The 25,392-nt window shown below is 64.0% G+C and carries 29 protein-coding genes and 2 tRNA genes; 15 read left to right on the top strand and 16 right to left on the bottom strand.

Annotated features, from left to right (window positions below; all coding sequences use genetic code 11):
• Position 1 precedes the first annotated feature (1 nt).
• Positions 2-88, top strand: a complete 87-nt coding sequence (locus ACLQ7E_RS15495) for an IS3 family transposase (protein WP_411731500.1) — start codon at positions 2-4, stop codon at positions 86-88.
• A gap of 496 nt (positions 89-584) precedes the next feature.
• On the opposite strand, the gene ACLQ7E_RS15500 is transcribed toward ACLQ7E_RS15495, so the two are convergent.
• The 7 genes from ACLQ7E_RS15500 to ACLQ7E_RS15530 form a co-directional block, all read right to left on the bottom strand.
• The gene (locus ACLQ7E_RS15500; RefSeq protein ID WP_411733479.1) at positions 585-938 is read right to left on the bottom strand and encodes a terminase; all 354 of its coding nucleotides are present in this window, start codon (positions 936-938) and stop codon (positions 585-587) included.
• Positions 939-1,307: 369 nt separating this feature from the next.
• Complete coding sequence (locus tag ACLQ7E_RS15505) at positions 1,308-2,060, bottom strand: hypothetical protein (RefSeq protein ID WP_411733480.1); 753 nt, start codon at positions 2,058-2,060, stop codon at positions 1,308-1,310.
• 282 nt (positions 2,061-2,342) lie between these two features.
• On the bottom strand, positions 2,343-2,726 hold the full coding sequence (locus ACLQ7E_RS15510; protein WP_411733481.1) for a hypothetical protein: 384 nt from the start codon (positions 2,724-2,726) through the stop codon (positions 2,343-2,345).
• Positions 2,727-2,985: 259 nt separating this feature from the next.
• A complete protein-coding gene (locus ACLQ7E_RS15515; protein ID WP_411733482.1) occupies positions 2,986-4,278 on the bottom strand; it encodes an AAA family ATPase in 1,293 nt (430 codons plus the stop codon).
• Positions 4,275-4,559 (bottom strand): hypothetical protein, encoded by a 285-nt coding sequence (locus tag ACLQ7E_RS15520; protein WP_411733483.1) that lies wholly within the window; start codon positions 4,557-4,559, stop codon positions 4,275-4,277. Before ACLQ7E_RS15520 ends, ACLQ7E_RS15515 begins: the two co-directional genes overlap by 4 nt.
• Before the next feature lie 120 nt (positions 4,560-4,679).
• A complete protein-coding gene (locus ACLQ7E_RS15525) occupies positions 4,680-5,300 on the bottom strand; it encodes a helix-turn-helix domain-containing protein (protein ID WP_411733484.1) in 621 nt (206 codons plus the stop codon).
• Between the two features lie 344 nt (positions 5,301-5,644).
• A complete protein-coding gene (locus ACLQ7E_RS15530) occupies positions 5,645-5,830 on the bottom strand; it encodes a helix-turn-helix transcriptional regulator (RefSeq protein ID WP_411733485.1) in 186 nt (61 codons plus the stop codon).
• A 122-nt stretch (positions 5,831-5,952) separates the two neighbouring features.
• Between ACLQ7E_RS15530 and ACLQ7E_RS15535 the strand changes: the two genes are divergently transcribed.
• Together ACLQ7E_RS15535 and ACLQ7E_RS15540 are read left to right on the top strand one after the other, a co-directional pair.
• Entirely contained in the window at positions 5,953-6,540 is a 588-nt protein-coding gene (locus ACLQ7E_RS15535) for a hypothetical protein (RefSeq protein ID WP_411733486.1), read from the top strand.
• Complete coding sequence (locus tag ACLQ7E_RS15540; protein WP_411733487.1) at positions 6,527-7,630, top strand: tyrosine-type recombinase/integrase; 1,104 nt, start codon at positions 6,527-6,529, stop codon at positions 7,628-7,630. Before ACLQ7E_RS15535 ends, ACLQ7E_RS15540 begins: the two co-directional genes overlap by 14 nt.
• A 96-nt stretch (positions 7,631-7,726) precedes the next feature.
• On the opposite strand, the gene ACLQ7E_RS15545 is transcribed toward ACLQ7E_RS15540, so the two are convergent.
• Positions 7,727-7,814, bottom strand: a tRNA-Ser gene (locus tag ACLQ7E_RS15545).
• 197 nt (positions 7,815-8,011) lie between these two features.
• On the opposite strand from ACLQ7E_RS15545, the gene ACLQ7E_RS15550 reads away from it, so the two are divergent.
• From ACLQ7E_RS15550 to ACLQ7E_RS15575, 6 genes are all read left to right on the top strand, one after another.
• Positions 8,012-8,989, top strand: coding sequence for an NAD(P)H-quinone oxidoreductase (locus ACLQ7E_RS15550; protein ID WP_411733505.1), 978 nt, complete (start codon positions 8,012-8,014; stop codon positions 8,987-8,989).
• A gap of 122 nt (positions 8,990-9,111) precedes the next feature.
• Positions 9,112-11,358, top strand: a complete 2,247-nt coding sequence (locus ACLQ7E_RS15555; RefSeq protein WP_411733488.1) for a carbon starvation CstA family protein — start codon at positions 9,112-9,114, stop codon at positions 11,356-11,358.
• Positions 11,359-11,417: 59 nt separating this feature from the next.
• Positions 11,418-11,609: a YbdD/YjiX family protein gene (locus tag ACLQ7E_RS15560; protein ID WP_411733506.1), complete on the top strand. Its 192-nt coding sequence runs from the start codon at positions 11,418-11,420 to the stop codon at positions 11,607-11,609.
• Between the two features lie 191 nt (positions 11,610-11,800).
• Positions 11,801-12,526, top strand: a complete 726-nt coding sequence (locus tag ACLQ7E_RS15565; RefSeq protein WP_411733489.1) for a proteasome activator — start codon at positions 11,801-11,803, stop codon at positions 12,524-12,526.
• Between the two features lie 91 nt (positions 12,527-12,617).
• Positions 12,618-13,070 carry a hypothetical protein gene (locus ACLQ7E_RS15570; RefSeq protein WP_411733490.1) on the top strand — a complete coding sequence of 151 codons (453 nt, stop codon included), beginning with the start codon at positions 12,618-12,620 and terminating at the stop codon, positions 13,068-13,070.
• 92 nt (positions 13,071-13,162) lie between these two features.
• A complete protein-coding gene (locus ACLQ7E_RS15575; protein WP_411733491.1) occupies positions 13,163-14,008 on the top strand; it encodes an aldo/keto reductase in 846 nt (281 codons plus the stop codon).
• A 108-nt stretch (positions 14,009-14,116) separates the two neighbouring features.
• Here the strand turns inward: ACLQ7E_RS15575 and ACLQ7E_RS15580 are convergent, their stop codons facing one another.
• Positions 14,117-14,335: a hypothetical protein gene (locus ACLQ7E_RS15580; protein WP_411733492.1), complete on the bottom strand. Its 219-nt coding sequence runs from the start codon at positions 14,333-14,335 to the stop codon at positions 14,117-14,119.
• A gap of 421 nt (positions 14,336-14,756) precedes the next feature.
• On the opposite strand from ACLQ7E_RS15580, the gene ACLQ7E_RS15585 reads away from it, so the two are divergent.
• The 3 genes from ACLQ7E_RS15585 to ACLQ7E_RS15595 all read left to right on the top strand — a co-directional run bounded on the left by ACLQ7E_RS15585 (position 14,757) and on the right by ACLQ7E_RS15595 (position 16,103).
• Positions 14,757-15,179: an Hsp20/alpha crystallin family protein gene (locus ACLQ7E_RS15585; protein ID WP_411733493.1), complete on the top strand. Its 423-nt coding sequence runs from the start codon at positions 14,757-14,759 to the stop codon at positions 15,177-15,179.
• 211 nt (positions 15,180-15,390) lie between these two features.
• Positions 15,391-15,738 carry a J domain-containing protein gene (locus ACLQ7E_RS15590; RefSeq protein ID WP_411733494.1) on the top strand — a complete coding sequence of 116 codons (348 nt, stop codon included), beginning with the start codon at positions 15,391-15,393 and terminating at the stop codon, positions 15,736-15,738.
• Positions 15,735-16,103, top strand: a complete 369-nt coding sequence (locus ACLQ7E_RS15595) for a hypothetical protein (RefSeq protein WP_411733495.1) — start codon at positions 15,735-15,737, stop codon at positions 16,101-16,103. The genes ACLQ7E_RS15590 and ACLQ7E_RS15595 overlap by 4 nt, the downstream gene beginning before the upstream one ends.
• Positions 16,104-16,158: 55 nt before the next feature.
• On the opposite strand, the gene ACLQ7E_RS15600 is transcribed toward ACLQ7E_RS15595, so the two are convergent.
• From ACLQ7E_RS15600 to tmk, 4 genes are all read right to left on the bottom strand, one after another.
• Positions 16,159-16,231, bottom strand: a tRNA-Thr gene (locus ACLQ7E_RS15600).
• Between the two features lie 81 nt (positions 16,232-16,312).
• A complete protein-coding gene (locus tag ACLQ7E_RS15605) occupies positions 16,313-17,875 on the bottom strand; it encodes an alpha/beta hydrolase (RefSeq protein ID WP_411733496.1) in 1,563 nt (520 codons plus the stop codon).
• Between the two features lie 72 nt (positions 17,876-17,947).
• Positions 17,948-19,096 (bottom strand): DNA polymerase III subunit delta', encoded by a 1,149-nt coding sequence (locus tag ACLQ7E_RS15610; protein WP_411733497.1) that lies wholly within the window; start codon positions 19,094-19,096, stop codon positions 17,948-17,950.
• A 2-nt stretch (positions 19,097-19,098) separates the two neighbouring features.
• Entirely contained in the window at positions 19,099-19,812 is a 714-nt protein-coding gene (tmk, locus tag ACLQ7E_RS15615) for a dTMP kinase (RefSeq protein WP_411733498.1), read from the bottom strand.
• Between the two features lie 65 nt (positions 19,813-19,877).
• Between tmk and ACLQ7E_RS15620 the strand changes: the two genes are divergently transcribed.
• Both ACLQ7E_RS15620 and ACLQ7E_RS15625 read left to right on the top strand, forming a co-directional pair.
• Positions 19,878-21,023: a trans-sulfuration enzyme family protein gene (locus ACLQ7E_RS15620; protein ID WP_411733499.1), complete on the top strand. Its 1,146-nt coding sequence runs from the start codon at positions 19,878-19,880 to the stop codon at positions 21,021-21,023.
• Positions 21,024-21,032: 9 nt separating this feature from the next.
• Positions 21,033-21,335 (top strand): DUF2516 family protein, encoded by a 303-nt coding sequence (locus ACLQ7E_RS15625; protein ID WP_411733500.1) that lies wholly within the window; start codon positions 21,033-21,035, stop codon positions 21,333-21,335.
• Between the two features lie 121 nt (positions 21,336-21,456).
• On the opposite strand, the gene ACLQ7E_RS15630 is transcribed toward ACLQ7E_RS15625, so the two are convergent.
• From ACLQ7E_RS15630 to ACLQ7E_RS15640, 3 genes are all read right to left on the bottom strand, one after another.
• Positions 21,457-23,121 carry a DUF5671 domain-containing protein gene (locus tag ACLQ7E_RS15630; RefSeq protein ID WP_411733501.1) on the bottom strand — a complete coding sequence of 555 codons (1,665 nt, stop codon included), beginning with the start codon at positions 23,119-23,121 and terminating at the stop codon, positions 21,457-21,459.
• Positions 23,118-23,546 (bottom strand): hypothetical protein, encoded by a 429-nt coding sequence (locus ACLQ7E_RS15635; protein WP_411733502.1) that lies wholly within the window; start codon positions 23,544-23,546, stop codon positions 23,118-23,120. Before ACLQ7E_RS15635 ends, ACLQ7E_RS15630 begins: the two co-directional genes overlap by 4 nt.
• 105 nt (positions 23,547-23,651) lie before the next feature.
• On the bottom strand, positions 23,652-24,509 hold the full coding sequence (locus ACLQ7E_RS15640) for a class I SAM-dependent methyltransferase (protein WP_411733503.1): 858 nt from the start codon (positions 24,507-24,509) through the stop codon (positions 23,652-23,654).
• An 86-nt stretch (positions 24,510-24,595) separates the two neighbouring features.
• Here ACLQ7E_RS15640 and ACLQ7E_RS15645 point away from each other — a divergent pair, with 86 nt between their 5' ends.
• Positions 24,596-25,339 carry a phosphoglyceromutase gene (locus ACLQ7E_RS15645; RefSeq protein WP_411733504.1) on the top strand — a complete coding sequence of 248 codons (744 nt, stop codon included), beginning with the start codon at positions 24,596-24,598 and terminating at the stop codon, positions 25,337-25,339.
• Positions 25,340-25,392: the final 53 nt, after the last annotated feature.

Below are 25,392 nucleotides of genomic sequence, written 5' to 3' on the forward strand. Positions count from 1 at the left end.
CATCCACTGGTACAACCATGACCGCATCTCGTTAACGCTCGAGTGCCTGAGCCCGATGAAATACCGGGCCCAGGCACTGGCTGCGTAGACTTTTACTTACCGAGTCCAACTTTCGGGGACCAGTTCATCAAATGAGCTACTGGGGGGGCTTGGTCTTGCAGTCAATACCGGGCGCGGAAGGAAACAAAATCCTCTATCTAGTATCCACCCGTCTTTTACTCGACCGCATGGGCGCTGGCAGGTCATCGCAAACTAGCCTGTTCGCTCGCTACCATCGCTTAGCACTTGCCTTGTTGCAGCCCGCCGTGACGTTGACGCCCAAGATTCAAAAACTAGGGACGCCTAGAGCGTAGGGAGAACTTCAGACCATGGCCGAGAAGGAATACGGCCCTCCCACCATGGCAGCGACGAATAGCCATCCGGCAGATTCTCAGTCGCCCAAACCGTGCGGGCGGCGTCCCACGACTTCCACTGGTGATACCCGCAGTCGCCTTCCCAGCTCTCACGCTCAAATTCGAGCACCCAAACCGGAATCTCTGAGCCGTCCACGATGGAAACGAGCGGCTTTACCTTGCGCCGGGCCACTAGACGGCCTTCAATACACGGACGCCAACGCGGCGCTGAACCGTTCGCCCGGCCTCTTCGTCTTCTTCGAGGGGCAGGCGCAGCGAGGCAACCAGCTTGGCCAAAGTAATGGCTTGCATTCTCGACTCCACAAGGGCAGGGTGAGCCTTCACCCCCTGCGGCGTGGTCACCGTGACCCCCTCGGCCCGGACGACGCTTTCTAGTGCGTCCAGCGCGTCAACAGCGCGAACAACCTGAAGCAACAGGGTCAGCTCATGCGGGCCCAAATCGTAGTCTTCAACTACGCTTCGCCACATCTTTTTGCCTCCTGCGTTCAGGTTGGGAGGCATTCTAGGGGTCTTGCCTGTAGTCATTCTGGTGTCCTTTCATTGAAAACACGGGGATATTGCTACGGAAATAGGGCGATTCATCCAGCCCCTCCGGAAATGGATCACTATGCCAGGGGGGAGCCTGCAGGACGGGGGGGGCGACCCCCTCCCCCCTGGGGTCTGTCTGGTGTGTGGTTTGCTGGCCCGCTGCGTAGTGCTGTGCGGCCTGGCTGTGTTGCCGCGGGTCTTGTCCGGGCGCTGGTGTGAGCGTCCGTTAATGGGGCTTGTGTGCCCGCTCCGCGTCTGGGGTCGTGGTGCTTTGTGTGGGCCAACGTTGGTCGCGCTGGCCCACACTTTGGTTAGCAAACGTGGCGGTTTGCTATCCGTTTGCTACTGCTTTGCCATGCCTGCGGGTTACCTCAGTTCGCGGCGGGCATTCAAGACAGCATCGAGTGTCTGCACGCGCTCGTGTACCTCGGCGTAGGTGGTGGCTAGGTCTACCTCTACGCCCATAATCAACATGTCGTAAACACCAGTTGTGCTCCAATCACTGCGTTTGCCACTTGCCAGCTCGTTGCGGTGGATTTCGTAGTTGGCGGCGGTGGGGATTGCAAAGACCCGGACTCCGGCATTGATGCCTATCTGCCCGTAAATTGTCTGCATCAGGTATGACCAATTGCTGATGATGGTGTCCGTTGTGTAGATGGCAGCGCGGGCCTTGACACGGGTAGGCCATTTGGGGTCATGCGGGGGCCATGATGCCTTCTCGTCCCAGAGCCGTTCAGCGCCTAGCACCTTGTAGGCTTCGCGCAATTCGTCGGTGGCTGCTTCAAACTTGGCCTTCATTTCTTCAATGAGGGCGGGTGCTTGCTTCTTGACCATTTGGACGCGGAGGACTGATTCGTCGTTTTCCTGCTGGGTGCGAATCCATCCGGTGTATTCCATGATGCCGCGGCGCGCGATGACGTGCTGCACTTCGGGATCTGCGGCCGGGTCGTTTCCCTCGGCAATGCTGGCGTTGATGATTTCCGCGACTTCGGCGGATTCAATGCGTTCGGGCAGGTTGAGCGGCTTCACTTTGTAGGGCGTGTAGCCTTCGAGTCCCATGCGCTTGATTGCGCCTTCGGCTTGGTTGGCGAATTGGTTGTTGTGGTCGGTGCTGGCCATGATGTTGCCTTTCTGGCATAAGAAAAGCCACCACGGGGTTGTGACGGCTTGAGGTTCGGGTTGCGCCTAATAGCTGCGCAGCGCGGGTAGTGAGATTAGGTTGAGCAGTGCCCGTGTGTCGCGGGGCATTCCTTCGGGTGGTGCGGGTGTGTTGCCTTGGCCGTCGATGACCGGGGCCGCGGTAAGGTCGGGGGGCGGCTCAGGTTCGGGCGCTGGTGGGTTGCCGTTGAACACCGCGGATGTGAAGGCTTCCCACTCGTTGGGTTCGGTTGCAGCTCCCATTTACCGACCGCCGAACAATTGGCGCACGGCTAGGCGGTTTGGATCTTCACGCATTGGGCCGGGCGTATTGCCCTGTCCTTCGATGATTGGGGCGCTGGGCGGTTCCGGGGGCGCTTCGATGATCGGCGCAGCGGGTTCGAGGTCGCCGTCCGCGTCGGCGTCGGCGTCGTCGGCCGGGTCGCCCCCCTCAGGTTCGGGTGCTGGCGTTTCGTAGCTGGCTACTTTGTCGGTTAGCTCGCTGTTGGCGGTTTCGAGGTCGCTAACCTTACCTGTCATAGCTTCAAGCTCGTTGCGGTTGTCCTTGCTGCGCTTTTCCCATTTTCGGGCTTCGGCCTTCCAATCGGTCGGGTCAGTGGGCTTGGGGGAGTTGGTTTCGGTGCTCATGGTGCTGTCCTACTTCGTTTTCGGCCGGGGTGGCGGGTAGTGGTTCTTCTGGGGTGCCGTCTGCTGCGGTTAGGTCGCTGCGGCTGCTGGTGGCCATGCGAGGAGCTGGCGTGTCGAGTAGGTAGATTTTTCGGCCATTAGTTGGCCTCCATTTCGTCATAGTGGTGTGCGCACAGTTGGTGAATTCCTCCGGTGCGCAGTCGGCGGGGCAGGTACCCGCCGCAGTGCCAACAGTCATCGGCGGGGGCCACGGGCGGTTTCAAGCTGCCACTCCTTCCTTGATTTGGTCGCAGGTGTGGCAACCGATGATGGTTGGATTGTGGAGCCTGCATCCGTCCGAAGGTGTCCAAGGTGTCGAAGGAGTCACTTCCATGGGCATGACACCTTGGGTGACTTCTTCGGAAGGGGGCACCGAAGGCGTCATATGCTCAGGCGTGACACCTTGGACACCTTGGGGGTTTTGGGTGACTCCTTCGCTGAATTCGGCCCTCCACACCCAGCCGGAGCCGAACGCGCTTTTTTCGGAATGGATGCGGGGGTTCTTGCATCGCTTCCTGGCGTTCTTGATTTCGTTCTCAGAGAAGCCCGCCGCGTGCCCAGCCTTGAGGCAATCACGCGCTGGGGCCTCCCATGCTTCCTTGTTTTTCAGGAGGTCTATTAGGAATGCTTGGGCGGCATTCCTGTCGTCTTGGTCGTCAGCGTCGCCCGTTGATTCCCTGTTGATAATTTCCCCGACTGTCTGGTCGGTTTCACCTAGGAAATTCACGCGGGCCACACTGGCGGTTTCCCCGTCATCCGTGGTCACATCCACCGATTCAAGGGCGAACTTATAGGAGCCTTTCGACTCGGCATAGTTATTCTTGTCCTGGCTAAAGATCCGTTCCCCAGATTCTTCGTCGGTGGCGAAAGCCAGGTAAGACCGTGTGAGGTCTCGCCACGCGTGAGAGCCTGACAGCTTCGCGGAAACGCTGCCCCCGCCCTTGCCGAAGTGGTTGATCAGCACCAGGGCGATTTCGTGTCGCTGCGCAAGGGCAATAAGCGGTTCGTAGGATTGTCGAACGTCTTGAACTTTATTCATGTCGCCCTGCATAAGAGACGGGGCAGGGTCAACAATGAGAAGTTTCGCGCCCGTCTCGGTCATGGCATCTTCGATCATGTCCACATCTAATGGAAACTTGATCGAACGTGTCTGGGCCACGTGGTCATCAATCGCTGTTTCCACGTCGATCTTGTAAACCCGATCCAGATCGGCACCGGCTGCCTTGAGACGGGGCACCATTACTGTGTCCCAGTCATCCTCAGGGCCGATAATGATCGTTGCTATCTTCTGCCCGTGAAGGTCGCCGTGAAGCTCCCCACGGCTGCCACGGGCGGCGAGGTCGAGCATGAACGTTGTCTTTCCCTCCCCTCCTTTTCCTGCCGCAATGGTGGCAGTGCCCAGAGGAATGACGCCTTGGCCTTTATACGGCTCCCAGAACCATTTCTGGCGACGGGTTTTGATTTGGCTTGCGGGCGTCAATAGGACGCGCTTAGTCGTGAGAGGTTCCGTCATATCGCGTTCCTCCTCAGGTGCGTTGTGTTGGGTTGAGTTTTCTGTCTGTGAGACAGCACATCGATAAAGTCCGCGGTGGATTTGACGATGGGTTTTATCTCTCCATAGTTGAGTTCCATGGCTCGGATGATCCGGGCTAGGTGTTCATGGTCGATGCTTCGGGCCAGCCCCGCTTCATAGCCGTAGCGGAACAGCTCCCAGGCGGTTTTGTCTGTGCGCATGAGCTGTTCAAGATATGCGGCTTCGGGGTCTTGCCCAGCGTCTGAGGGTTGCTGGGTCAATGGTGGAGCGCTCCTGTCAGAATGGGCCGGTGACCAACGAGGGCAGGGCGCAGACAATGAGTGCTACAGAGATGCAGGCCATGTAGAACACACCTTGTACGGTGACCTGGAAAGCGCGTTTCACTTGATTTCACCCTTCTCTGCAAGGGCGTAGAGGTCTGGCATTGGAACGCCATAGGCCATTGAAATGCGGCAAATGTCCGTTACGGTGATGATGCCTGTGCCGTTCAACCGAGCCCTGAGGGTTGAACGCGGGGTGCCTATCTCGTCGGCAAGAAGACCGACCGAGTAAGCAGATTGCCGTGTGCGTACGATCTGCATAGCGCAGATCATACGGTGAGTCCGCTCGCACGTGCTGGCGTGGTGCCCGATGGGCTTAGCCAGCCATGCGGTCATTGCCACAGCCTCATGATCGTTACGTCTGCGGGAGAGTTCTTCGATTAATTCCACGTCGGTGATCGCCTCGATATCGGGCATGGGCTCGGCAGTCTCGGAGTGTTCCGGTGTTGCCAGTTTTTCCCACGGGCTGCACGGCTCGATGACGGCGACTTTTTCCAGCGTCACGAGATTATCGGCGGCGCAGGGCCGGACATTGTTTTCACTGTCTAGGTGAATGGGCACGAACCTAGCGGGCAGTTCATCGAACAGCGGCGTGGGCTTGGAAATGGTGCCAGTTTCGCCGGACGGGAACACCCGGATACGTTGGCCGGGGGTAAATGTATGCTTAGAAATGTTGATCAAACTCTTTCGAGGTGTTCGGTTTGGGCGGCTTCGGAACATTGTTTGGCGACGGTTCCGAGGCCGTGTTTTTTGTCTGAGGGGCGTAGGGAGGTTCTTCCCGCGTCCCGGTTGATTGCTACCGCATTGCCGACTGGGTCGGCGTAGACAATGGCTCGGGCGAACGTTTCGTGATCCAGCGCCATTAAGTGCTGTAAATTCCGTTCGCACCAACTACGAGATTTTGTGTCCGCGTGCTCATGCAGTCGATCCACTGCATCCCGCTTAGACATTCCCCGTAGCTCTGCCTGTAACTGGGCATAGTTCATTTGGGCGGTTCCTCCGACCGTGGGCCAGTAGGTAGATTGTTAGGTTCGGGCTTTCACGTTCTGTTCTAGCCATTCCTTGATGTCGGAATCCCGGTAGCGGACTGCCTTCCTACCGAGCTTCACGAACTTGGGGCCGCTGCCCCGGTAGCGCATCTGCGCCAGGCTTCCAACCGAAGTGCCCAGGTACTCGGCTACGTCTTCTGGCTTATGTAGAAGATCTTCCACTTTTCCTCCTAGTGGTTCAGTGTTGACAAGAGAGACTCTACGGTTAGTGATTCATATATGTCAAATGTGAACCATTGAGGGTCTGGGTTGTCACCAGTGAACCACTCTGCAAGAATGAGTGCATGTCCGAATTGGAAGTTGAGTCCTCGTATACCCCCGACGCCGAAGCCTTACGTTGGGTTCTTGGTCCTGTAGTTATTGACCTGCCCGGCACGTTGGCGGTCGTTCACGTCCCAACCGAGGGGCAGAGCGTTTCCTTCCGTGTCGAGCTGGTGGAAAACATGCTGCGACCTACGGCAATAACTGTCTCTTCCCTTATTGGAGAAGAAATAACGTCAACTGACCTGCGTGCCGTGAATGTCAAAAATCTGTGGCGGTCGGCCATTGTGAAGCATCTGGAATACCACCGCGAATTCTTTGCATCTGAAAACAATGACGAAATCCATGTGACGGTAGGAAATTCGATTCGCCTACCTGACGAAGAACTGGAAAATCTCCGTCTTAGGGGCCCTGAGCGTGCAACGTTGGGATATGTAGCTGATATCTATTCGCTCGGACGGCTGATTGGCTTGGCTCCTGCGCTCTATGTGCAGCAGATTTTCGCGGGCGAAAACCTTGATCCATTGCCCAGGACGACTGCCACAAAGTGGATAAAGAAGGCGCGAGATCTGGGCATGATTGAAGGCTGGATTTACAATGGCAACGATTGAGTCATATGTGAACCAGTCCGGTAAGCGGTACATGGTTCGCTACCGGAAGCCAGACCGTACACAAACAATGAAGCGGGGCTTTCGAACCAAGCGGGATGCCGAAGCCTTCGCGGCCACCGTCGAAGTCTCCAAACTGCGCGGCGAATACATAGACCCGACACTTGCCAGGGCCACCGTTGCAGAGCTTGGCCCCGGCTGGCTAAATCGAAAGAGGCAACTCAAGCCGTCATCTTTCAGGCCGCTGGAAATAGCTTGGCGACTCCACGTTGAGCCGGTATGGGGCAAACAGTCGATATCGGAGATTGTTCACAGTGACGTGCAAGCTTGGGTTACTGGGCTGACAGTCGGAGATGCCAAGGCCAAACCCCCAGTCAAGGGCAAGGCGGCTGCAACGGTAATCCGCGCTTATGGTGTCCTGGCTGCGATCCTGGATGAAGCGGTTAGGGATCGACGGTTGCCGGTCAATCCCGCTCGGGGCGTTGAGCTTCCGAGAAGAAAGAAGAAGCCCCACGTCTACCTGAGCCATGACGACGTGAGCAGGTTGGCCGATGTGTCCAAGTACCCTACGTTGGTGCGCGTGCTGGCCTACTGCGGGTTTCGGTGGGGTGAAGCCGTGGCGCTGCGGGTCAAAGATGTTGACCCGATCAAGCGCCGTATAAGAATCGAGCAAAACGCGGTTCGGGTGGACGGGAAAATTCACGTAGGAACGCCCAAGGGCCACGAGCGGCGCACGGTGCCTTATCCAAGGTTCCTATCCAAGGCGATTGATGAAGCCTGTCACAAGAAGCATTCTGATGATCTCGTGTTTCCCGGCGTTGCTGGGTACTACATGAGGCCACCGCACACGGGGAAGAATCGCGTGTCTTGGATGGATGCAGCGGTACAAGCGGCCAAGGTTCCACGAGTGACGCCGCATGACCTTCGGCACTCGGCCGCAAGTTTCGCGGTGAGTGCAGGAGCAAACGTAAAGGCAGTGCAAAGAATGCTTGGACACAGCTCGGCGGCAATGACTCTGGATGTGTACGCGGAACTGTTTGATGACGATTTGGACGCCGTAGCAATAGCCCTGGATGCCGCAGTCTCAAAGTGACTTGTGCTCAAAATGTGTTCAAAGTACCTATTCCCAGAAATAAGAAAAGCCCCTACTTCCTTTGAAATAAAGGGAAGTAGGGGCTTTCTATTTGAGCGGATGGTAAGAGATTTGAACTCTTGGTACGGGGTTACCGCACACTGGTTTTCAAGACCAGCTCCTTAGGCCGCTCGGACAACCATCCAGACCAAAAAAGTATACGCCAGCCGGAGGGTGCCGCCGGACCGCCACACCCCGCCGGTCACAAACGGGAGCCGGAAATTCCTGGCGGTTAGAGTGGCCCCAAGAAGACAAAACGCGGGTACCGGGACCCGGAGGCACGGGCCGCCGGGCCACGCCCGCGAGTGAATCGAAGGAAAATGGGAGATGACCATGACGATGATGCGTGCCATTGAATACCAGGGTGCAGGCGGACCCGAGGTGCTGGTCGAGGTCGATCGGCCCATGCCGGTCCCCGGGCCAGGGGAGGTGCTGGTCAAGGTGGCGGCCTTCGGGTTGAACCGCGCCGATGTGCAACAGCGCCGGGGCGTCTACCCGCCGCCTCCCGGTGCCAGCGACATTCCCGGGTTGGAGGTCTCGGGCACCATCGAGGCGTTGGGCGAGGGCGCCGTCGGGTTCGCCGTGGGCCAGCGGGTCTGCGCACTGTTGGCCGGCGGCGGTTACGCCCAATACGTGACGGTTCCCGCCGGGCTGGTTCTCGAGGTCCCGCAGGTCGTGGATCTGGTGGATGCCGCGGGCTTCATGGAGGTCGCCGGCACCGTGGTGTCCAACCTCTTCCTGGAAGCCGGGCTCACTGCCGGGAACACCGTGCTGCTGCACGGCGGGGCCGGAGGCATCGGGTCCATGGCCATCCAGTTGGCGGCCGCTGCAGGGGCCAAGGTCCTGGTGACGGCCTCCAGCGAGGAAAAGATCGCCCACTGCCTGGCGCTCGGCGCCCACGCCGGAATCAACTACCGCGAGGAGGACTTCGCCGCTCGCGCCCTGGAGCTGACCGACGGCGCCGGGGTGGACGTGATCCTGGACGTCGTGGGCGCCAAGTACCTGGAGGCGAACGTGCGCATCCTGGCCACGGGCGGGACCTTGGTGGTCATCGGACTGCAGGGCGGGGCCAAGGCCGAGCTGGATATCCGGGCCTTGATGACCAAGCGCGCCAGGGTCATCGGCACCACGCTGCGCGCCAGGCCGCTGGGCCAGAAGGAGGAGATCGTCGCTGCGGTGAAGAAGCATGCGCTCCCGCTGCTGGCCGGCGGCAAGCTCGACCTGTCGGTGGACCGTCGTTTCCCCTTCACCGAGGCCCGTTTGGCGCATGAATACTTCGATTCGGGGAATCACACGGGGAAAATCATCGTAAAGCTCTGAAACAGTTTTTCCCACGGACTACGGTGTATCACAAGGGGCGGTGTCGCGGACCACTTAAATCCGCGGCACGCGCCCAAGGATCACTCGCATTGTCCGATCCATCAGTCACGTGAGAGGAAAACATGAGCACGTCTCAACCTTCGGCTCCAGAGCTTCCCCCGGCAGGTGTCGACCCGCAAGTTGCGGAGGCCGAGGAACGAAAATGGACTCCGGCCAAGATTGCCCTGTGGGTGGCGATTTCGCTGCTCGGCGGCGTCGCCTGGGCCATCTTGGCGTTCTCCCGCGGGGAGACCATCAACGCCATCTGGTTCGTCTTCGCCGCGGTCTGCACCTATCTGGTGGCCTACCGCTTCTACTCCAAGTTCATTGAGCGCAAGATCGCCAAGCCCAATGACTTCCGGGCGACCCCTGCCGAATACAACAACAACGGCCGCGACTTCATGCCGACCGACCGCCGCGTGCTCTTCGGGCACCACTTCGCCGCCATTGCCGGCGCCGGTCCGCTGGTCGGCCCGATCCTCGCCGCGCAGATGGGCTACCTTCCGGGCACCATCTGGATCATCATCGGCGTGGTCCTGGCCGGCGCGGTCCAGGATTACCTGGTCATGTTCTTCTCGATGCGCCGCGGCGGACGCTCGCTGGGGCAGATGGCCCGCGAGGAGCTCGGGGTCATCGGGGGCACCGCGGCCCTGATCGCGACCCTTGCCATCATGGTCATCATCGTCGCCATCCTGGCCCTTGTCGTAGTCAACGCGCTGGGCGAATCGGCCTGGGGCGTCTACTCGGTTGGCCTGACCATCCCGATCGCCCTGTTCATGGGTGTCTACCTGCGCTTCATCCGCCCGGGCAAGGTCATGGAAATTTCCCTGATCGGCTTCGTGCTGCTGATGTTCGCGATCATTTCCGGTCGCTGGGTTGCCGAATCCGCGTGGGGCGCCGAGCTCTTCCACATGGACCGCACCACCCTGGCCTGGTTCATCATCGTCTACGGCTTCATTGCCGCGGTGCTTCCGGTGTGGCTGCTGCTGGCGCCGCGCGACTACCTTTCCACGTTCATGAAGATCGGTGTCATCGGCCTCCTCGCAGTTGCCATCATCGTGGTCCGCCCGGAGATCAGCGTTCCTGCCATCTCCGAGTTCGCCGGTTCCGACAAGGGCCCGGTGGTTGCCGGGCATCTCTTCCCGTTCCTCTTTGTCACCATTGCCTGTGGCGCCCTCTCCGGGTTCCACGCCCTGATTGCCTCGGGCACCACCCCGAAGATGGTGGAAAAGGAAAGGCAGACCCGTTTCCTGGGTTACGGCGGCATGCTCATGGAATCCTTCGTGGCGATCATGGCGTTGGTTGCGGCGATCTCCATTGACCGCGGCATCTACTTCGCGATGAACTCCTCGGCCGCGGCCACCGGCGGCACCGTTGAGGGCGCCGTGGCATTCGTGAATTCCCTGGGCCTGACCGGCGTGAACCTGACCCCGAGCATGCTCACCGAGCTGGCAGCAGGCGTGGGCGAGGAATCCGTGGTCTCCCGCACCGGCGGCGCCCCGACCCTGGCCGTGGGCATCGCGCACATCATGAACCAGTGGTTCGGCGGGGCAGCAATGATGGGCTTCTGGTACCACTTCGCCATCATGTTCGAAGCGCTGTTCATCCTCACCGCGGTGGATGCAGGAACCCGCGTCGCCCGCTTCATGCTGCAGGACACCATCGGCAACTTCATCCCGAAGTTCAAGGACACCTCCTGGCGTCCCGGGGCGTGGGTCTGTACCGCCATCATGGTCGCTGCCTGGGGGTACATCCTGATCCTCGGCGTCACCGACCCGCTGGGCGGCATCAACACCTTCTTCCCGCTCTTCGGCATCTCCAACCAACTGCTGGCGGCCATTGCCCTGGCCGTGGTCATGACCATCGTGGCCAAGCGCGGGAACTTCAAGTACCTGTGGGTCGTGGTACTGCCGCTGGCGTTCGCCACCGTGATCACCGTGTACGCCTCGTTCCTGAAGATCTTCTCCACGGTCCCGGCCGTGGGCTACTTCGCGCAGCACAATGCGCACAAGGGCGCGCTGGAACGCGGGGAAACCAGCTTCGGTTCGGCCAAGAACGTCGAGGCCATGGAAGCAGTGGTGCGGAACACCGGCGTCCAGGGCTGGCTCTCGGTGATCTTCCTGGTGCTTTCGCTGATCGTGATCATCACTGCCATCATCGCCACCATCCGGGCCTACCCCAACGGCGGTGGCAGGAACACCGAGGATCCGGAAATCCCCTCAAAGATCTATGCACCGAGCGGACTGGTTTCCTCTCCGGCGGAGAAGGAACTGGAGAAGGCCTGGAAGCAGGTTCCTCCGGAGCACCAGATTGCACGCGGGGGCCACTGAGCATGGACACCGCAGGCGGAACCCCGCAAGTTGCCGGTGCTTCGGCGCTGGCGCGCGGAATGGCCGTGACGGGCAAAGCGGCCCGGGGGATGGTGCGCTATCTCGAGGGGGTGCTCGGGGCCGACAAATACCGGGTGTACCTCGAACACCAGGCCCGCACGCATCCGGGTGTCGCTCCCATGGGCGAGCGCGAGTTCTGGCGCGACTACACCGACTGGCAGGAGAAGAACCCGCAGGGTCGGTGCTGTTGATCCGCGTTCTGCGCATCGGTGCATAGGGGTCGCGGGGCCGGTGGACACTCTGTCCGCCGGCCCCGTGGCGTTTGCCCGGGTTCCCGCAGGGCCGGCAGGGAACGGCCTTGCGGGCCAGGAACCACGGCGGGCTTTGAATCAACAACGAAAACCTCCTGCCGGACCGGGGGAGTGCATGGCAAGATGGAGCCATGAGCGAGCACAGTGAACAGATCCCCGATCCCACCGCTGCATCGAACACTCCCGCGCCCGACGACGCGGCGTGGCCATACCAGGCGTCGGCCGAGGCCGGCACCCGCCCGGGCGCCCAACCCACGGGTCCCGCCCAGCAGCCCGGCGCACCCGGTCCCGGCAACGCCCCCGGCGCCCCGGGCGTTCATGCCCTCGGCAAGGACAACGTGCACGTGATGAGCATTGGCGAGCCTGCCAAACTCATGCGCATTGGCGGGATGATCAAGCAACTGCTTGAAGAGGTGCGTACTGCACCATTGGACGAGGAAGCCCGCACCCGAATGGCCGACATCCATGAACGCTCCGTCCACGAGCTGGAGACCGGGCTGTCCCCGGAACTTGCCGAGGAACTCCACCGCATCCGGCTGCCCTTCGCCGACGGCGAGACACCCTCGGAGGCCGAGCTTCGCGTGGCCCAGGCCCAGCTGGTCGGCTGGCTCGAAGGCGTCTTCCACGGACTGCAAGCGGCCATGGCCGCCCAGCAGCTGGTCAACCAGCAGCTGGCCCAGCGCATGGCCATGCGCCAGCTTCCCCCGGGCACCCAGGTGGCCCCCGGGATCGTCATCAACGAGCAGGGCGAGCCCGAACGCATGCCGCAGGGAGGTCCTGGAACAGCTCCCGGCCCCGAGCATCCCACGCAGGGTCCGGGCGTCGAGGGAGAGACCGGGTTCGGGCAATACCTCTAGACTTGAAAGTGGCAACACGGGTAACGACTTGTTCCTCGGGCATCTTGAACCACCGGGGGACGTCATGGCAATAACAAAGGCAAACACGTAGATGGGGCTGTTCTCCTCCGTTCGTGGCGCACGCCGCGACAACAAGGAACTCGGCGACGGGGTCTGGCGCCGTGCCTATGACAGGTTCGGGCGCTCGCTGGATCGGGTGCACCAGGTCCTCGAGGGCATCGAGGACGACGACCTGCACAATGCCCTGATCCTGATCGCCAACCACCTGGCCGAGCTCCAGGAGCGGGTGCGCGTCGTGTGCGTCGCCGCCCAGGCCAAGAACCCGAGCACCGGCGAGAACGTTCCCCACGAGCTCTACGCCGTGCACCGGCTGCTGTCCAAGGCCGCCAACGACCTGGCCACCACCGCGCAGGTCGCCGCCATGGCGCGCCTTGACGGGGAACGCTGGGGGTATGCGTCGGCGGGACTGGAAAACGTTGCCATGCGCGCGGATCTGGTGGCCGACGGCATCAGTGCGGCAGAGGCCGAAATGGCCAAGCACTAAGGGTTCGGACTGCGGGGCACCGGGTTTCGCCCAGCGCTGATCATTCCCGCCTCCGCCAATGCCTGTCAATGCACGGTGGCAGGATGGGAATCATGACAAACCTTGTATCCCCAGATCTCACCTTCCACGACGGCAACACCATTCCCCAGCTTGGCTACGGGGTGTGGAAGGTCGAAGACGACGTCGCAACCGACGTGGTCCAGCAGGCCTTCGCCGCCGGATACCGCCACATCGACACCGCCCGCATCTACGGCAACGAGGAGGGCGTCGGCCGCGCCATTGCCGCGACCGAGGTGCCCCGCGAGGACATGTTCATCACCACCAAGGTCTGGAACTCGGACCAGGGCTACGACTCGACCCTGGCTGCCTTCGACGCATCCATGGAACGCCTGGGTCTGGAGTACCTCGACCTGTACCTGATCCACTGGCTGCAGCCCAAGCAGGGCAAGTACGTGGACACCTGGCGTGCGCTCGTCGAGTTGCAGAAGTCCGGTCGCGTGAAGTCCATCGGCGTCTGCAACTTCACCGTCGAGGCGCTCGCCGAGCTCGAGGAAGCCACCGGCGTGCTGCCGGTGATCAACCAGGTCGAAACCCACCCGTACTTCCCGCAGGCGCAATTGCGCGAATTCGAGGCAGCCAAGGGAATCCTGCACCAGTCGTGGTCGCCGCTGGGCCAGGGCAATGAATTGCTCAACGACCCGGCACTGGTGGCCATTGCCGAAAAGCACAACGCCAGCGTCGCCCAGGTCGTCATTGCCTGGCACCTGGCCCTGGGCAACGTGGTCATCCCGAAGTCGGTGACCCCTTCGCGCATCATGGAGAACCTGGCAGGCCTGGGCGTGTCGCTGGATGCCGCTGACATTGCCGCAATCAACGCCCTGGACAAGGGCGCCGAGGGCCGCATCGCCGCCGACCCGGCAGTCAGCGACTTCGCCTAGGCGACAAATTCACTTCCCCATTCCGCGGGAGAGTGAGAAGACAAATGTGTGTGGGGACCCGCTGCCGGGTCCCCACACACATTTAAGACATAGCCCGGCTTCCCGTGGTCACTTTCGGCACAGTTGCCCGGAAACCACTGGCGCCCGGCCGAGCAGCAACAGTGACACGGACACGGACACGGGCTTCAGTTTCCCGTCCAGGTCGGCTACCGGACAATCTGCCGCAGCCCCGGGCTGGAGGAACAGCACCACCGCAGCGGCGAGTCCGACGAACACCGCCAGTCCGTCGGAGAGCGTCAGGCTTCGGGTCGTCCTCGATTCGCCCATGCCCCCTATAGAACCACGGATGGATTGCCCTCCGAGCGTGTTGGGCCCGCTCCTTCAACCGTCTTTGAATGCGGCCGCCTTTTCCCCCGAGCGTGGACTGAGGTTGCCCGTCACGGCAATCCATTCCGCAGCGGTGAGCAGCGAGCTCCCCCTTTTCTCTACTCCGGCTCATGCGCACCCGAGGTGGTTGAAGGAGCAATGCGCCGGAATCTGAACAGGAACTTCCGAGAGGTAGGGGCCAGGTCCCATACCCGCGCGCGGCCGACGCACCCTGCATCGACGACCAGCAACGTGTCGAAAATCCATCGAATTCTCAGGATTCTTTTGCTTGCGCAGGAGTTGCTGCGGTGCTAAAAAATTAATACCCACTGCTACACATGGCAGTGGGTCGGAAAACGACAAAACTGTGAAGGAGAGAATAATGTTGATGCGTTCAGACCCGTTCCGCGAACTCGACAAGCTCGCCCAGCAGGTTTGGGGAACTACGACCAGGCCGGCGGCCATGAGCATGGATGCATGGCGGGACGGCGACATATTCCAAATCGAGTTCGACCTGCCAGGCGTCAGTCATGAATCGATCGACTTGGATGTCGAAAACAACGTCGTAACGGTCAAGGCCGAGCGCGGTGCATTGGACGGAGACGTGGAGATCCTTGCCGCCGAACGTCCTCGGGGCGTGTTCAGCCGCCAGCTGGTACTGGGTGAAAACCTGGATACGGAAAAGATCGAAGCCAGCTACGATGCGGGCGTGCTGATACTCCGGGTCCCTGTCGCCGAACAGGCGAAGGCGCGCAAGATCGCGATCACCAGCCAAGACCCCGGGCGACAGTCGATCAACGCCTGATCTTCGATGGATGATTTACCGGACGGGGACGGCTGGCTCCGGGCGCCGTGTCATGGGGCGTTCGCTGCATGGCACACCAGCAATAGGCCGGGATTGATGCCGTTCCCTGCGGGCAGCCCCGGGCCCTGTTTGGGCCCGGGGTCGCCCGCTACCAAACCGGAGGGCCCCGATTGAGCATCTGACCGGGGCGGTTGAGCAGAAAGGCGCACTCGTGGACTTTTGCAACCCATATTCGGTTCTTGGGCTCGGCCCCGAAGCCACCGCCGAGGAGATATCGCGTGCATACCGATTCCAGCTGCGCATGCATCATCCCGACACACGGCCTGCACCCCACGGCGTCGAGCAGGAACGGCTCGAACGATCCCTGCTTCAGGAAGCAACGGACGCCTACGCGGTCTTGGGCAATCCTGAGTCTCGATCGTTGTACGATCGAGAACTTCGCTCGGAAAACACGGCACCGGGTATCAAACTACGTGTCCAGTTCTCGGCGACGCGCCATCCGCAAGTGGTAGTCGGGCCGCTGAAGTGGACTTCGACTAGGAGGGGAGGAGCTAAATGAATTCCTGGCACCGTTACGATGCGCCATTGCTACCCGAGTTCTTTGAGCGTTTTGAGGAGCGCTGGGGAAAGGGGGCGGCGCCGTTCCTGGATCCCGAAATCCATGAATTTCCGTTGCCCCGAGCGCAATGGATCAATGCGGATTCGGGGGCCGCGCTGGCGGTGGTTCCAATGTGGACGGTGGAGGAAGAGCACCGCTGTTTTGCCGTTATCTACCTGCCGCCCGCTGGAGGCATCTGGCTGCTGCGTCCGGGGATCACCGACTATGTGGAATCCCCGCTGGAGGCAGAAATCAGGCTGCGCAACGATGCGTTCAAGAAGGCGGTGGACCATGCGATCGCGTTCATCCATGGACCCCAAACCTAGACAACGCACGAGGGTCCGTCACCTGATGGTGACGGACCCTCGTGTCCAAACAACGAGCCTCCTGCCAGAATCGAACTGGCGACCTTCTCATTACGAGTGAGACGCTCTACCAACTGAGCTAAGGAGGCACCGTGGCGCGCAAGCACCACAAGTGACTACTTTATAGGAGCCTATCGGCAGCGGTCAAAACGACTCGGTGACAGTGTTCGTCAGCAGGTCAATCCGTCGGCCGGAACCGTGCCGTCAAGGAAGTAGGATTCCACGGCGTCGGCGATGCAGCCGTTGGAACGGCCATAGGCGGTGTGCCCATGGCCCTCGTAGGTCACCAGCGAGGCCGAGGCGAGCTGTTCGGACAGCGCCTGGCTCCAGGCATAGGGGGTGGCGGGGTCCCCGGTGGTGCCGATGACCACGATCGGCGCGGCCCCTTCCGCGGTCAACTTTCCGGGTTTTCCGGTGGCCGGGTGCTTCCAGTCCTGGCAGCCCGCCGCGCCGTAGGCCAGGTACTTGCCGATGGTCGGGGCCGCCTGGACCAGCTCCTGGGCCCCGGCGCGCATCGTGGGGACATCGGCGTTCATGGGGTAGTCGAGGCAGTTGACGGCGGTGAACGCTGCGGTGCCGTTGCCGGTGTAGCTGCCGTCGGACTCGCGTCCGGCGGTGAGGTCGGCGAAGTACTGGATGTCATCGACGTTCCCGGCAATCACGTTGCGAAGTCCCTCGGTGAGCATCGGCCAGGTGGAATTGTCGTAGAGCGGGACGATGAATCCGTTGACGAAGTCGATGATCGGGACGCTTCGTCCGTCGCTGCCGACCAGGGGTTCGGCCTCCACCTCGTCGAAGAGGCCCTGCAGCTGGGTCAGGGCGTCCTCGAGCTCGCCGGTGAAGGGGCAGTCGCCCGAGTCCAGGCAATCCTGCATGTAGGCGCGGATCTCGTTTTCGAACCCGATGGCCTGGCCCATGGTGATCTCGTCGTTCTCCAGCGTGGGGTCAAGCGCCCCGTCGAGCACGAGGCGGCCCACGTTCTGCGGGAAGAGCTGCGCGTAGTGGGCACCAAGCGCGGTGCCGTAGGAGTAGCCCAGGTAGTTCAGCTTCGCATCCCCAAGCACCGCGCGCATCACGTCCATGTCGCGTGCGGCGGAAACGGTGTCGACAAAGCCCAACGCGGCACCGGTGCGCTCGGCACACAGCGCCGCATACTCGGCGCTCGCCTGACGCATTTCCTGAAGCCCCGCGTCGGTGCCGGGATCGAATTGCTCGGCGCGGCCGGCGTCCTGCTCGGCCGGCGTCTCGCATTTGACGGGCGTGGAGGAACCGACCCCGCGCGGGTCGAAGCCAATGACGTCGAAGCCGCGCTGCAGTTCCTGGCCGAACATGGTCGGGACCGCGTCGCGGACCGTCTCCAGCCCCGAGGCACCCGGGCCGCCGGGGTTCACCAGCAGTGAGCCGGCGGCGTTTTTGTCGCCGGGGCGCTTGTTCAGCGCCAGGGTCAGGGTGTCCCCGGACGGGTTGGCGTAGTCCATGGGAACGCTCAGCTCGGTGCACAGCAGCGCACCGCCGCAGGAGGTCCAGTCCGGTTCCTGTGCATAGAACTTTTCCAGGCCAGCCGGGACCGCGGCCCGGGTCCCGGTGGCCGCGCTGTCGGGAGCCGTGGCTGCCGGTGCCGACTCGATGTTCTGGGCCGGCGCCGGGGCGGTTGCCGTGGAGCAGGCGCCCAGCAGCAGGGCCAGGGAACCCAGCACGGCTATCACGGACAGGTGGCGGCGAGGTGCTCTCATGCGGGCTTCAGGCTCCTAGGGGTGCGGGCTGTGCGGAACGGGATAGGAAAGTGGAGTGAATCGGGGCGAAGGCTATTTGGCCGGACGCAGGGTGACCATCATGGCCTCGATGGCCAACAACGGGGCCACATTGGCGCCGATGCGCGACCGGGCCTCGGCGATCGCATCGATCTTTGCCACCGTGGCCTCGGGCCGCGAGGCGTTGGCGTAGGCATGCAGGGGATCGGCGAGGTAGTCGTTGACCAGCTCCGTGGAGGCATTCAGCTGCAGCATCAGCACGTCGCGGAAGAACGTGGTCATGTCGATCAGCGAACGGTCAAGCGCATCGTTGGTGGCACGCTTGGCGCGGCGCTTGGCGTTCTCTTCCAAGGCCTTGAACGCGCTGCGCTGCTGTGGCGGCACAGGGGCGTCGGCCTCCAGGCCCAGTGCGGTGCGCAGTGCCGTGGCCTCGGCCTCGGCACGTTCCGTCGAGGAGGCGGTGGCCTCGGCGGTGGAAAGCTCCACGAGCTCCGCCGCGGCCATCACCGCGTCGGAGACGGTGCGGATGCGCAATGGCAGGCGCACGGTCGTGTCGCGGCGGCGGCGTGCCTCCGCATCGCGGGCCAGGCGCCGGGCAATGCCGATGTGCGACTGGGAGATGCGGGCCGCGAACTCGGCCTGCTCCGCCGAGAGCCCGTCGCGGCGCACCAGCAGCGCCGCCACCGACTCGCGCGTGGGCACGGCCAGGGAGACCGAGCGGCAGCGCGAGCGGATGGTCACCAGCACGTCGGCCGGCGAGGGGGCGCAGAGGATCCAAATGGTGTGCGGGGGCGGTTCCTCGATGGACTTGAGCAGCACGTTGGTGGTGCGCTCGGTCATCCGGTCCGCGTCTTCCACGATGATCACGCGCCAGGGTGCGGTGGAGGGTCGGTCCTGGGCCTTGGTGATCAGCTCGCGGACGTCAACGATCTGATAGTTGACCTTCTCGGTGGTGATCAGCGCGACATCCGGGTGGGTGCCCGCCAGCACCGTGACACAGGCCTTGCACTGCCCGCAGCCGCGCGCGGCGGCATCGGGCACCTGGCACTGCAGGGCGGCGGCGAAGGCGCGGGCGGCGTTCGAGCGCCCGGAGCCCGGAGGGCCGGTGAACAGCCACGCGTGGGCGGGGTTGCCCTCGGCGACCGCGCGGCGCAGCGCGGTGATGGCCTTTTCCTGTCCCGGCAGGTCGTCCCAGACGTCCATGGCTAGGATTCCCGCCCCTGGAGCGTCGCGGCGACGGCTTCCTCGATGGTGGAGGCCAGCGCCTGGACCCCGGCGGCGGCATCCAGGACCAGGTAGCGCCGGGGTTCGCGGGCCGCGAAGTGCACGAAGGCATCGCGGATGCGGGCGTGGAACTCGTCGGGTTCGGATTCGAGGCGGTCCTCGGCCAGCGGCTTGCCGTCGGCGCCCACGGTGCGGCGGGAGCGTCCGGCCGCCGGGGTCACGTCCAGCAACACCGTCAGATCCGGCTGCAGCCCGCCGGTGGCGAACTCGTTGATGGAACGCACCGCGTCCTCGCCCAGCTCCCGGCCGATGCCCTGGTAGGCCAGGGACGAATCGATGAACCTGTCGCAGACGACCATGGTGCCGATTTCCAGGGCGGGGCGGATGACCTGTTCGACGTGGGCGGCGCGGGCCGCGGCGTACATCAGGGCCTCGGTGCGCGCATCGACGGTGCCCTGCCCGTGGTCAAGGACCAGGGAGCGCAGCTTTTCGCCGATCGGGGTTCCGCCGGGCTCGCGGGTGTGCAGCACGGTGCGGCCGTTTTTGCGCAGGGTCTGGACCAGCAGGGCTGCCTGCGTGGATTTTCCTGCCCCGTCACCGCCCTCGAAGACGATGAAGCGGCCTGCGTTGACGGGGTTTGGCTGCGCGTTGCTCACGTCTTCTAGCCTATCCGCACCGGGCCCTTGCCGGTTCATCGTGTGCACGTTGGCGCGCGTCATCGGCTGGGGCGCGGGCCGGGCCAGGGAGTAACCTAAAAATCATGACCCGCCCAGAATCCGCGGCGTGGGCCCCGGACACCATTGTGGTGTCCGCCGGACGCCCGCCGCATGCCGTTGACCAGCCCGTGAACCCGCCCATCGTGCTTTCCTCCACCTTCCATTCGCTGGGGGAGCCCGGAGCCGGGGAGAAGGTCTACGGACGCTTCACCAACCCCACCTGGGACCCGCTGGAAGAAACCATCGCCCAACTCGAGGACTGCGAACTCCCGGCCCTGGCCTACGCCTCGGGCATGGCCGCGGTGGCAGCGGCCCTGTCCCTGCTGCCGTTTGGCGGCACCATCGTGATCCCGTCCCACGCCTACAACGGCTCGCTCTCGCTGGTCGCCGAGCTCGAGGGCACGCTCGGGCTCACGGTGCGCCGCGTGGACCTGGCCGACACCGACGCGGTCATTGCTGCCCTTGCCGGGGCGGACATGGCCTGGCTGGAATCGCCCACCAACCCGATGCTCGAGGTCGCCGACCTGCCGGTGCTGCTCGCCGCCGCCCGCGAGGCGGACGTGCTCACGGTGGTGGACAACACCTTCTCCACCCCGTTGCGACAGCGCCCGCTGCAGCAGGGTGCCGACGTCGTGGTGCACTCGGCCACCAAGTACATGGGCGGCCACTCGGACGTGGTCCTGGGCGCCGTGGTGACCCGCAACCCCGAGCTGCGTTCCCGACTGCACGGCATGCGTACCCTGCACGGGGCGATCCCCGGCCCGTTCGAGGCCTGGCTGACGTTGCGCGGCATCCGGACCATGGCCCTGCGCCTGGACAGGGCCGAGGCCAACGCCATGGAACTCGCCAGGCGCCTGGCCGAGCACCCTGCGATATCCAGGGTGCGCTACCCCGGCCTGCCCCAGGACCCCGGACACCAACGTGCGGCGGAGCAGCTGGATGGCTTCGGCGCCATCATTGGCATCGAGATTGCCGGCGGCGCGGCGGCCGCCGACGCGATGCTCGCGGCCTTGAAGCTGTGGACCCCCGCAACGTCCCTGGGCGGGGTCGAATCCCTGGCCGAGCGGCGCCGGCGCCACCCGGGCGAACCCGGCACGGTGCCGGAGAACCTGGTGCGCCTGAGCGTCGGCATCGAAAATGTCGAGGACTTGCACGCCGACCTGAGCGCGGCGCTGGGCGAACGCGGCTAAGCTGAATCCATGATTCTTGCCCACATGTTCGAGGATGTTCTCCTGTTCGCCCTCGGTGTCCTGGCTGCGGTGCTGGCCCTCGTGGCGCTGATTGACGCAGTGCGCCACCCGGCGGCCAACTACCAGCGCGAAAACAAGCGCACTAAGCCGTTTTGGATGGGAATGACTGCGGCCGCGACCCTGGTCTGCGTGTTGTCGGTGCTCTCCGGCGGCGGCGGCGGAATCTTCCAGCTCATCGGTGCCTGCATAGCGTGCGTGTACCTGGCCGACGTCAAGCCTGCCGTTTCCGGCAAGGGCGGCTACTCCTACTAAGCGTTATCCGGCGCACCTTGGCCGGCCACGCTCCCGGATCGCGGTTCCCCGTCCACCCCCCTCGAAGGGGGGCGGACGGGGGCCGCGATCCGCGTTTGCCGCGGGGTTGCACTCCCCGGGCCTAGGCCCGGCGGCGGGTCCCGGCCGCCAGCTCGATGACCTCGAGGCGGTCCTCCGGTCCTGCCAGCAGCAGGACACGCTCGGCCTCGACGCCTTCAAGGACCCGGAAGAGCTGCGCGGGGGAGAGCATCCCGTCCGGTGCGTCGTGGCGCCGCAGCACCGTGACAGCCGCGCCGGTGTGCTCGCGGATCGCCGCGGCGAGCTCGTCGGCATCCGCGCCGGCCACCAGCACCACCTCGCCGATGCCTCGTTTGCGCCCGGCCATGTCCGCCGATTCGGCCGCTGCCGGCGCCGACGCGCGGGCGTGCCGCCAGAGTGCGAAGTGGTATCCGGCCACCAGCCCGGTGGCCACCAGCAGGCCCAGGGGAGCGCGGACGCGTTCGAGCAGGCCCGAACCGGCGGCATCCCCCAGCATGAATTCAAAGAGTCGGAAGCCGATCACCAGCAGCGTCACCAGGGCAACCACGGCGCTGATCCCGAAGACCAGGACCAGATAGATCCGCCGGCCGTGCGGGTCCGAGGGCCGGGTCGGATGCCAGGTGAACCACCACAGCGGCCCGCCGATCGCCAGCGAGCTGAGGCCCGCCAGCAGAAGCTCGGTGGCGTCTGTGCCGCCCAACTGCGTGGTACCCGTGGCCAGGGCCGCGTTGACGGCGACCCCGATGCCCGAGGCAGCAGCGGCCAGGGCGATCCCGGAAATTGCCAGCCCGGCCGCCGCGGGGACCGGTGCCGGCCGCCCCCGGGCGATCCGGGCGTGGTAGAGCCAGGACAGCGTGCCGAGCAGCGCCGCGGCCAGGGCCTCGGGTGCCGGCTCCAGCAGCACCGGCACCGGGTCGGTGCCCTCAAGTGCCAGGCGCAGCAGCACGAACAGCAGGACGCCTGCCCCGCCCAGGGCCAGGATCGCGGACCCGCCGACGCCGATCACCACCAGGCCCACCCCGGACAGCGTGGTGTGCAGCTCGCGGGCGCCCTCGCGGACCCAGTGCCACCACCAGATCAGGATCCCGCCGGCGGCCCAGACCAGCAGCCCGAGGGCGGCGCGCCACCAGGGCGCCCCGATGACTGCCAGCTCCCCTCCCGCCCCGATCGCCCGTTCGAAGAGCACACCCAGCACGGTGGTGCTTGCGCCCAGGCCGATCACCAGCCCCACGGCGGTGCCCAGCACGTGCGGGACCTTCGCCAGTGCCAAGGGGCCACGCGTTCGGTGGCCCAGCATCCACCGATGCCACACCCAAACCCCGGCCCAGGCCAGGCCTGTGGCCAGAGAGGACGTCCAGGAACCTGTGTCCCCGCCGGCCAGGGACGCAAGGGCGCCGATGCCGAAGCTGGTCGCGGTGAGAAGCGAAGTAACGTACATCGCCGAGACGTAGATGCCCCAGGCCGTGGCTCGGCGTTCGGCCGGATCTGCCAGCAACCGCCACGAGGCCCAGAACACCACGGCACCCAGCGGGCCGCCGACCAGGGTCAGGGCCAGCGAGAGTGCCAGCGACGAGGAATCGTTGAACGCGATCACGTCAGGCGCGGTGAACAACCTGCCCAGCAGTCCGCCCACGCCGGAGGCGGTGAGGGCAACCAGGGCGAACAAGAGCACGTAGAGAATGATGCGGCGAAGCGTGCCCAATGCGGGGGCCGCCGCACGGCTCCCGGCAGCGTCTGGGGCGCTCATGGCGCAAATTCCTGGCCCTGGCAGACGAGCAACGGCCACGGCGCGTTGGAGATCAGCCACTGTCCTTCAACGAGGGACAGGTCGAAGGATTCCTCGCTGGCATACTCGGGGCTGCCGAAGGGACCGCCGACGTTGGTGTAGGAAATGGAGACCACGACGTCGGCGGTATTTTCGCGCTGGGTTGTGGACACCAGTGCGACCCGGATGTTCCGCTCGGGGGCGATCGACTCGAATCCCTTGCACCGGGAGTCCTGCCCGGGCTCGAGGAAGTCGGCGGCCGCAGCCTCGTCGCCGCCGATGACGGCGGTCACGTATCCCTGCACCACCCCGGCGGGGGTGCCGGCGTCAAGCGGTCTCGGTGTGCCCCGGGTGAGCACCACAACCACCGACACGAGTACGAGTGCGGCAATCACGCTAAGCAGCAAGACCAGTGGCTTCCCCGGCCGTCCATCACCTTTGACCATGGATCAAGTATGGGGCCGCGCGGGACCGATTGCACCCCCCCGTGGGAGCGCAAAATCCGGTGCTGGCTAGTTGGGTTCCGCCAGGGCCAGCGCGCCGCTGCGCGGGGCCACTGCCTCCCACTTCACTGTCAGCTCGCCCAGGCGCCAGCGTGAGGCCGAGTCGCAGATCGGCCAGCCCGATGCGCGCAGGCTCCGGCACATGGCCACGAAGCGCTGCTTGTTGCCGAAGGAGGCCAGCGGCGCGGCGGAAAGCCACGCGGCATCGGCCGCGGCGAGGAAGTCGTGGATGCGTTCGCCGGCGATGTTGCGGTGGATCAGCGCCTTGGGCAGGCGCTCGGCGACATCGGAAGGGAGGGTGAAGGCGCCGAAGCGCAGGGAGATGCTCAGGGTTTGCGGGCCGTCCTTGGTCACGGCGACCCAGGAGCTGCGCCGGCCGATCTCATCGCACGTGCCCTCGATGAGCACGCCGTGCTCGGTCAGCCGCCGGGCCATGGTCTCCCAGATGCCTGGCACGTCGGCCTCGTCGTATTGCCGCAGCACGTTGAAGGCGCGGATCACGGTGGCCTGGGAATCAATGGGGATCTCGAACCCGCCGAGGAGGAAGTCCAGGCCCTCAAGCGCCAGGGCGGTGCCGCGGGCCACGCGTTCGGGTTCGATCTCGATGCCGACGACCTGGGCCAGGGGGGACACGGAGCGCACGCGGTCGAAGAACTCGACGGCGGTTCTTGGCGATGCCCCGTAGCCAAGATCCACGGCGATGGGCGGGGCCCCGGTGACGCCGGGGCGCAGGCGCCAGGCCTGGGGACCGGTCAGCCAGCGGTCAACGCGGCGCATGCGATTGGGGTTGGTGGTTCCGCGGGTGGTATTGCCCAGCGGGCGACCGGTCTTCGACCGTCCGCCGAGCCGAGTCGCTTTCTGAACCATTGCTTCAAGACTAAAGTGTCGGGCACCGCGCCCGGAACACGTCACGGAATAAAGTAAGGCACTTCACTCGTCCTAGAATGGGGTCCATGACTTACACCCTGATCCTGCTGCGCCACGGGCAAAGCGAGTGGAACGAAAAGAACCTGTTCACCGGCTGGTACGACGTCACGCTCACCGAGAAAGGCCGCGCCGAGGCAACCCGCGGGGGGCAGCTGCTCACCGAAGCCGGTCTGGCCCCGGCGGTGCTGCACACCTCGCTGCTCAAGCGCGCCATCGTCACCGCCAATCTGGCACTGGAGGCGGCCGACCTCAGCTGGATCCCGGTCAAGCGCAGCTGGCGCCTGAACGAGCGCCACTACGGCGCGCTGCAGGGCAAGGACAAGGCAGCGACCCTGGCCGAATACGGCGAGGAACAGTTCATGGAATGGCGCCGCAGCTACGACACCCCGCCGCCGGTGCTGGCCGACGACTCGGAGTTCAGCCAGATCAACGATCCGCGCTATGCGAACCTGGGCGACGATGCACCGCGCACCGAATGCCTCAAGGATGTCCTGGATCGCATGCTTCCGTACTGGGAGGACGAGATCAAGCCCGACCTCTCCGCCCACAAGACCGTGTTGGTCACCGCGCACGGCAACTCGCTGCGCGCCCTGGTCAAGCACCTGGACCACATCAGCGACGAGGACATCGCCTCCCTGAACATCCCCACCGGCATCCCGCTGGTGTACGAACTGAACGAGGACTTCACCCCGGTCACCCGCGGCGGACAGTACCTGGACGCGGACGCCGCGGCCGACGCCATCAAGGCTGTGGCCAACCAGGGCCGCTAGACCCAACCGCACCCCCGCAGGGGGCCTTTCGGGGCTGCGTGCCACGTCCAACC

Origin of the sequence: Paeniglutamicibacter sp., from assembly GCF_046714615.1 — a bacterium.
In the GTDB taxonomy this organism is placed as follows: Bacteria; Actinomycetota; Actinomycetes; order Actinomycetales; family Micrococcaceae; genus Paeniglutamicibacter.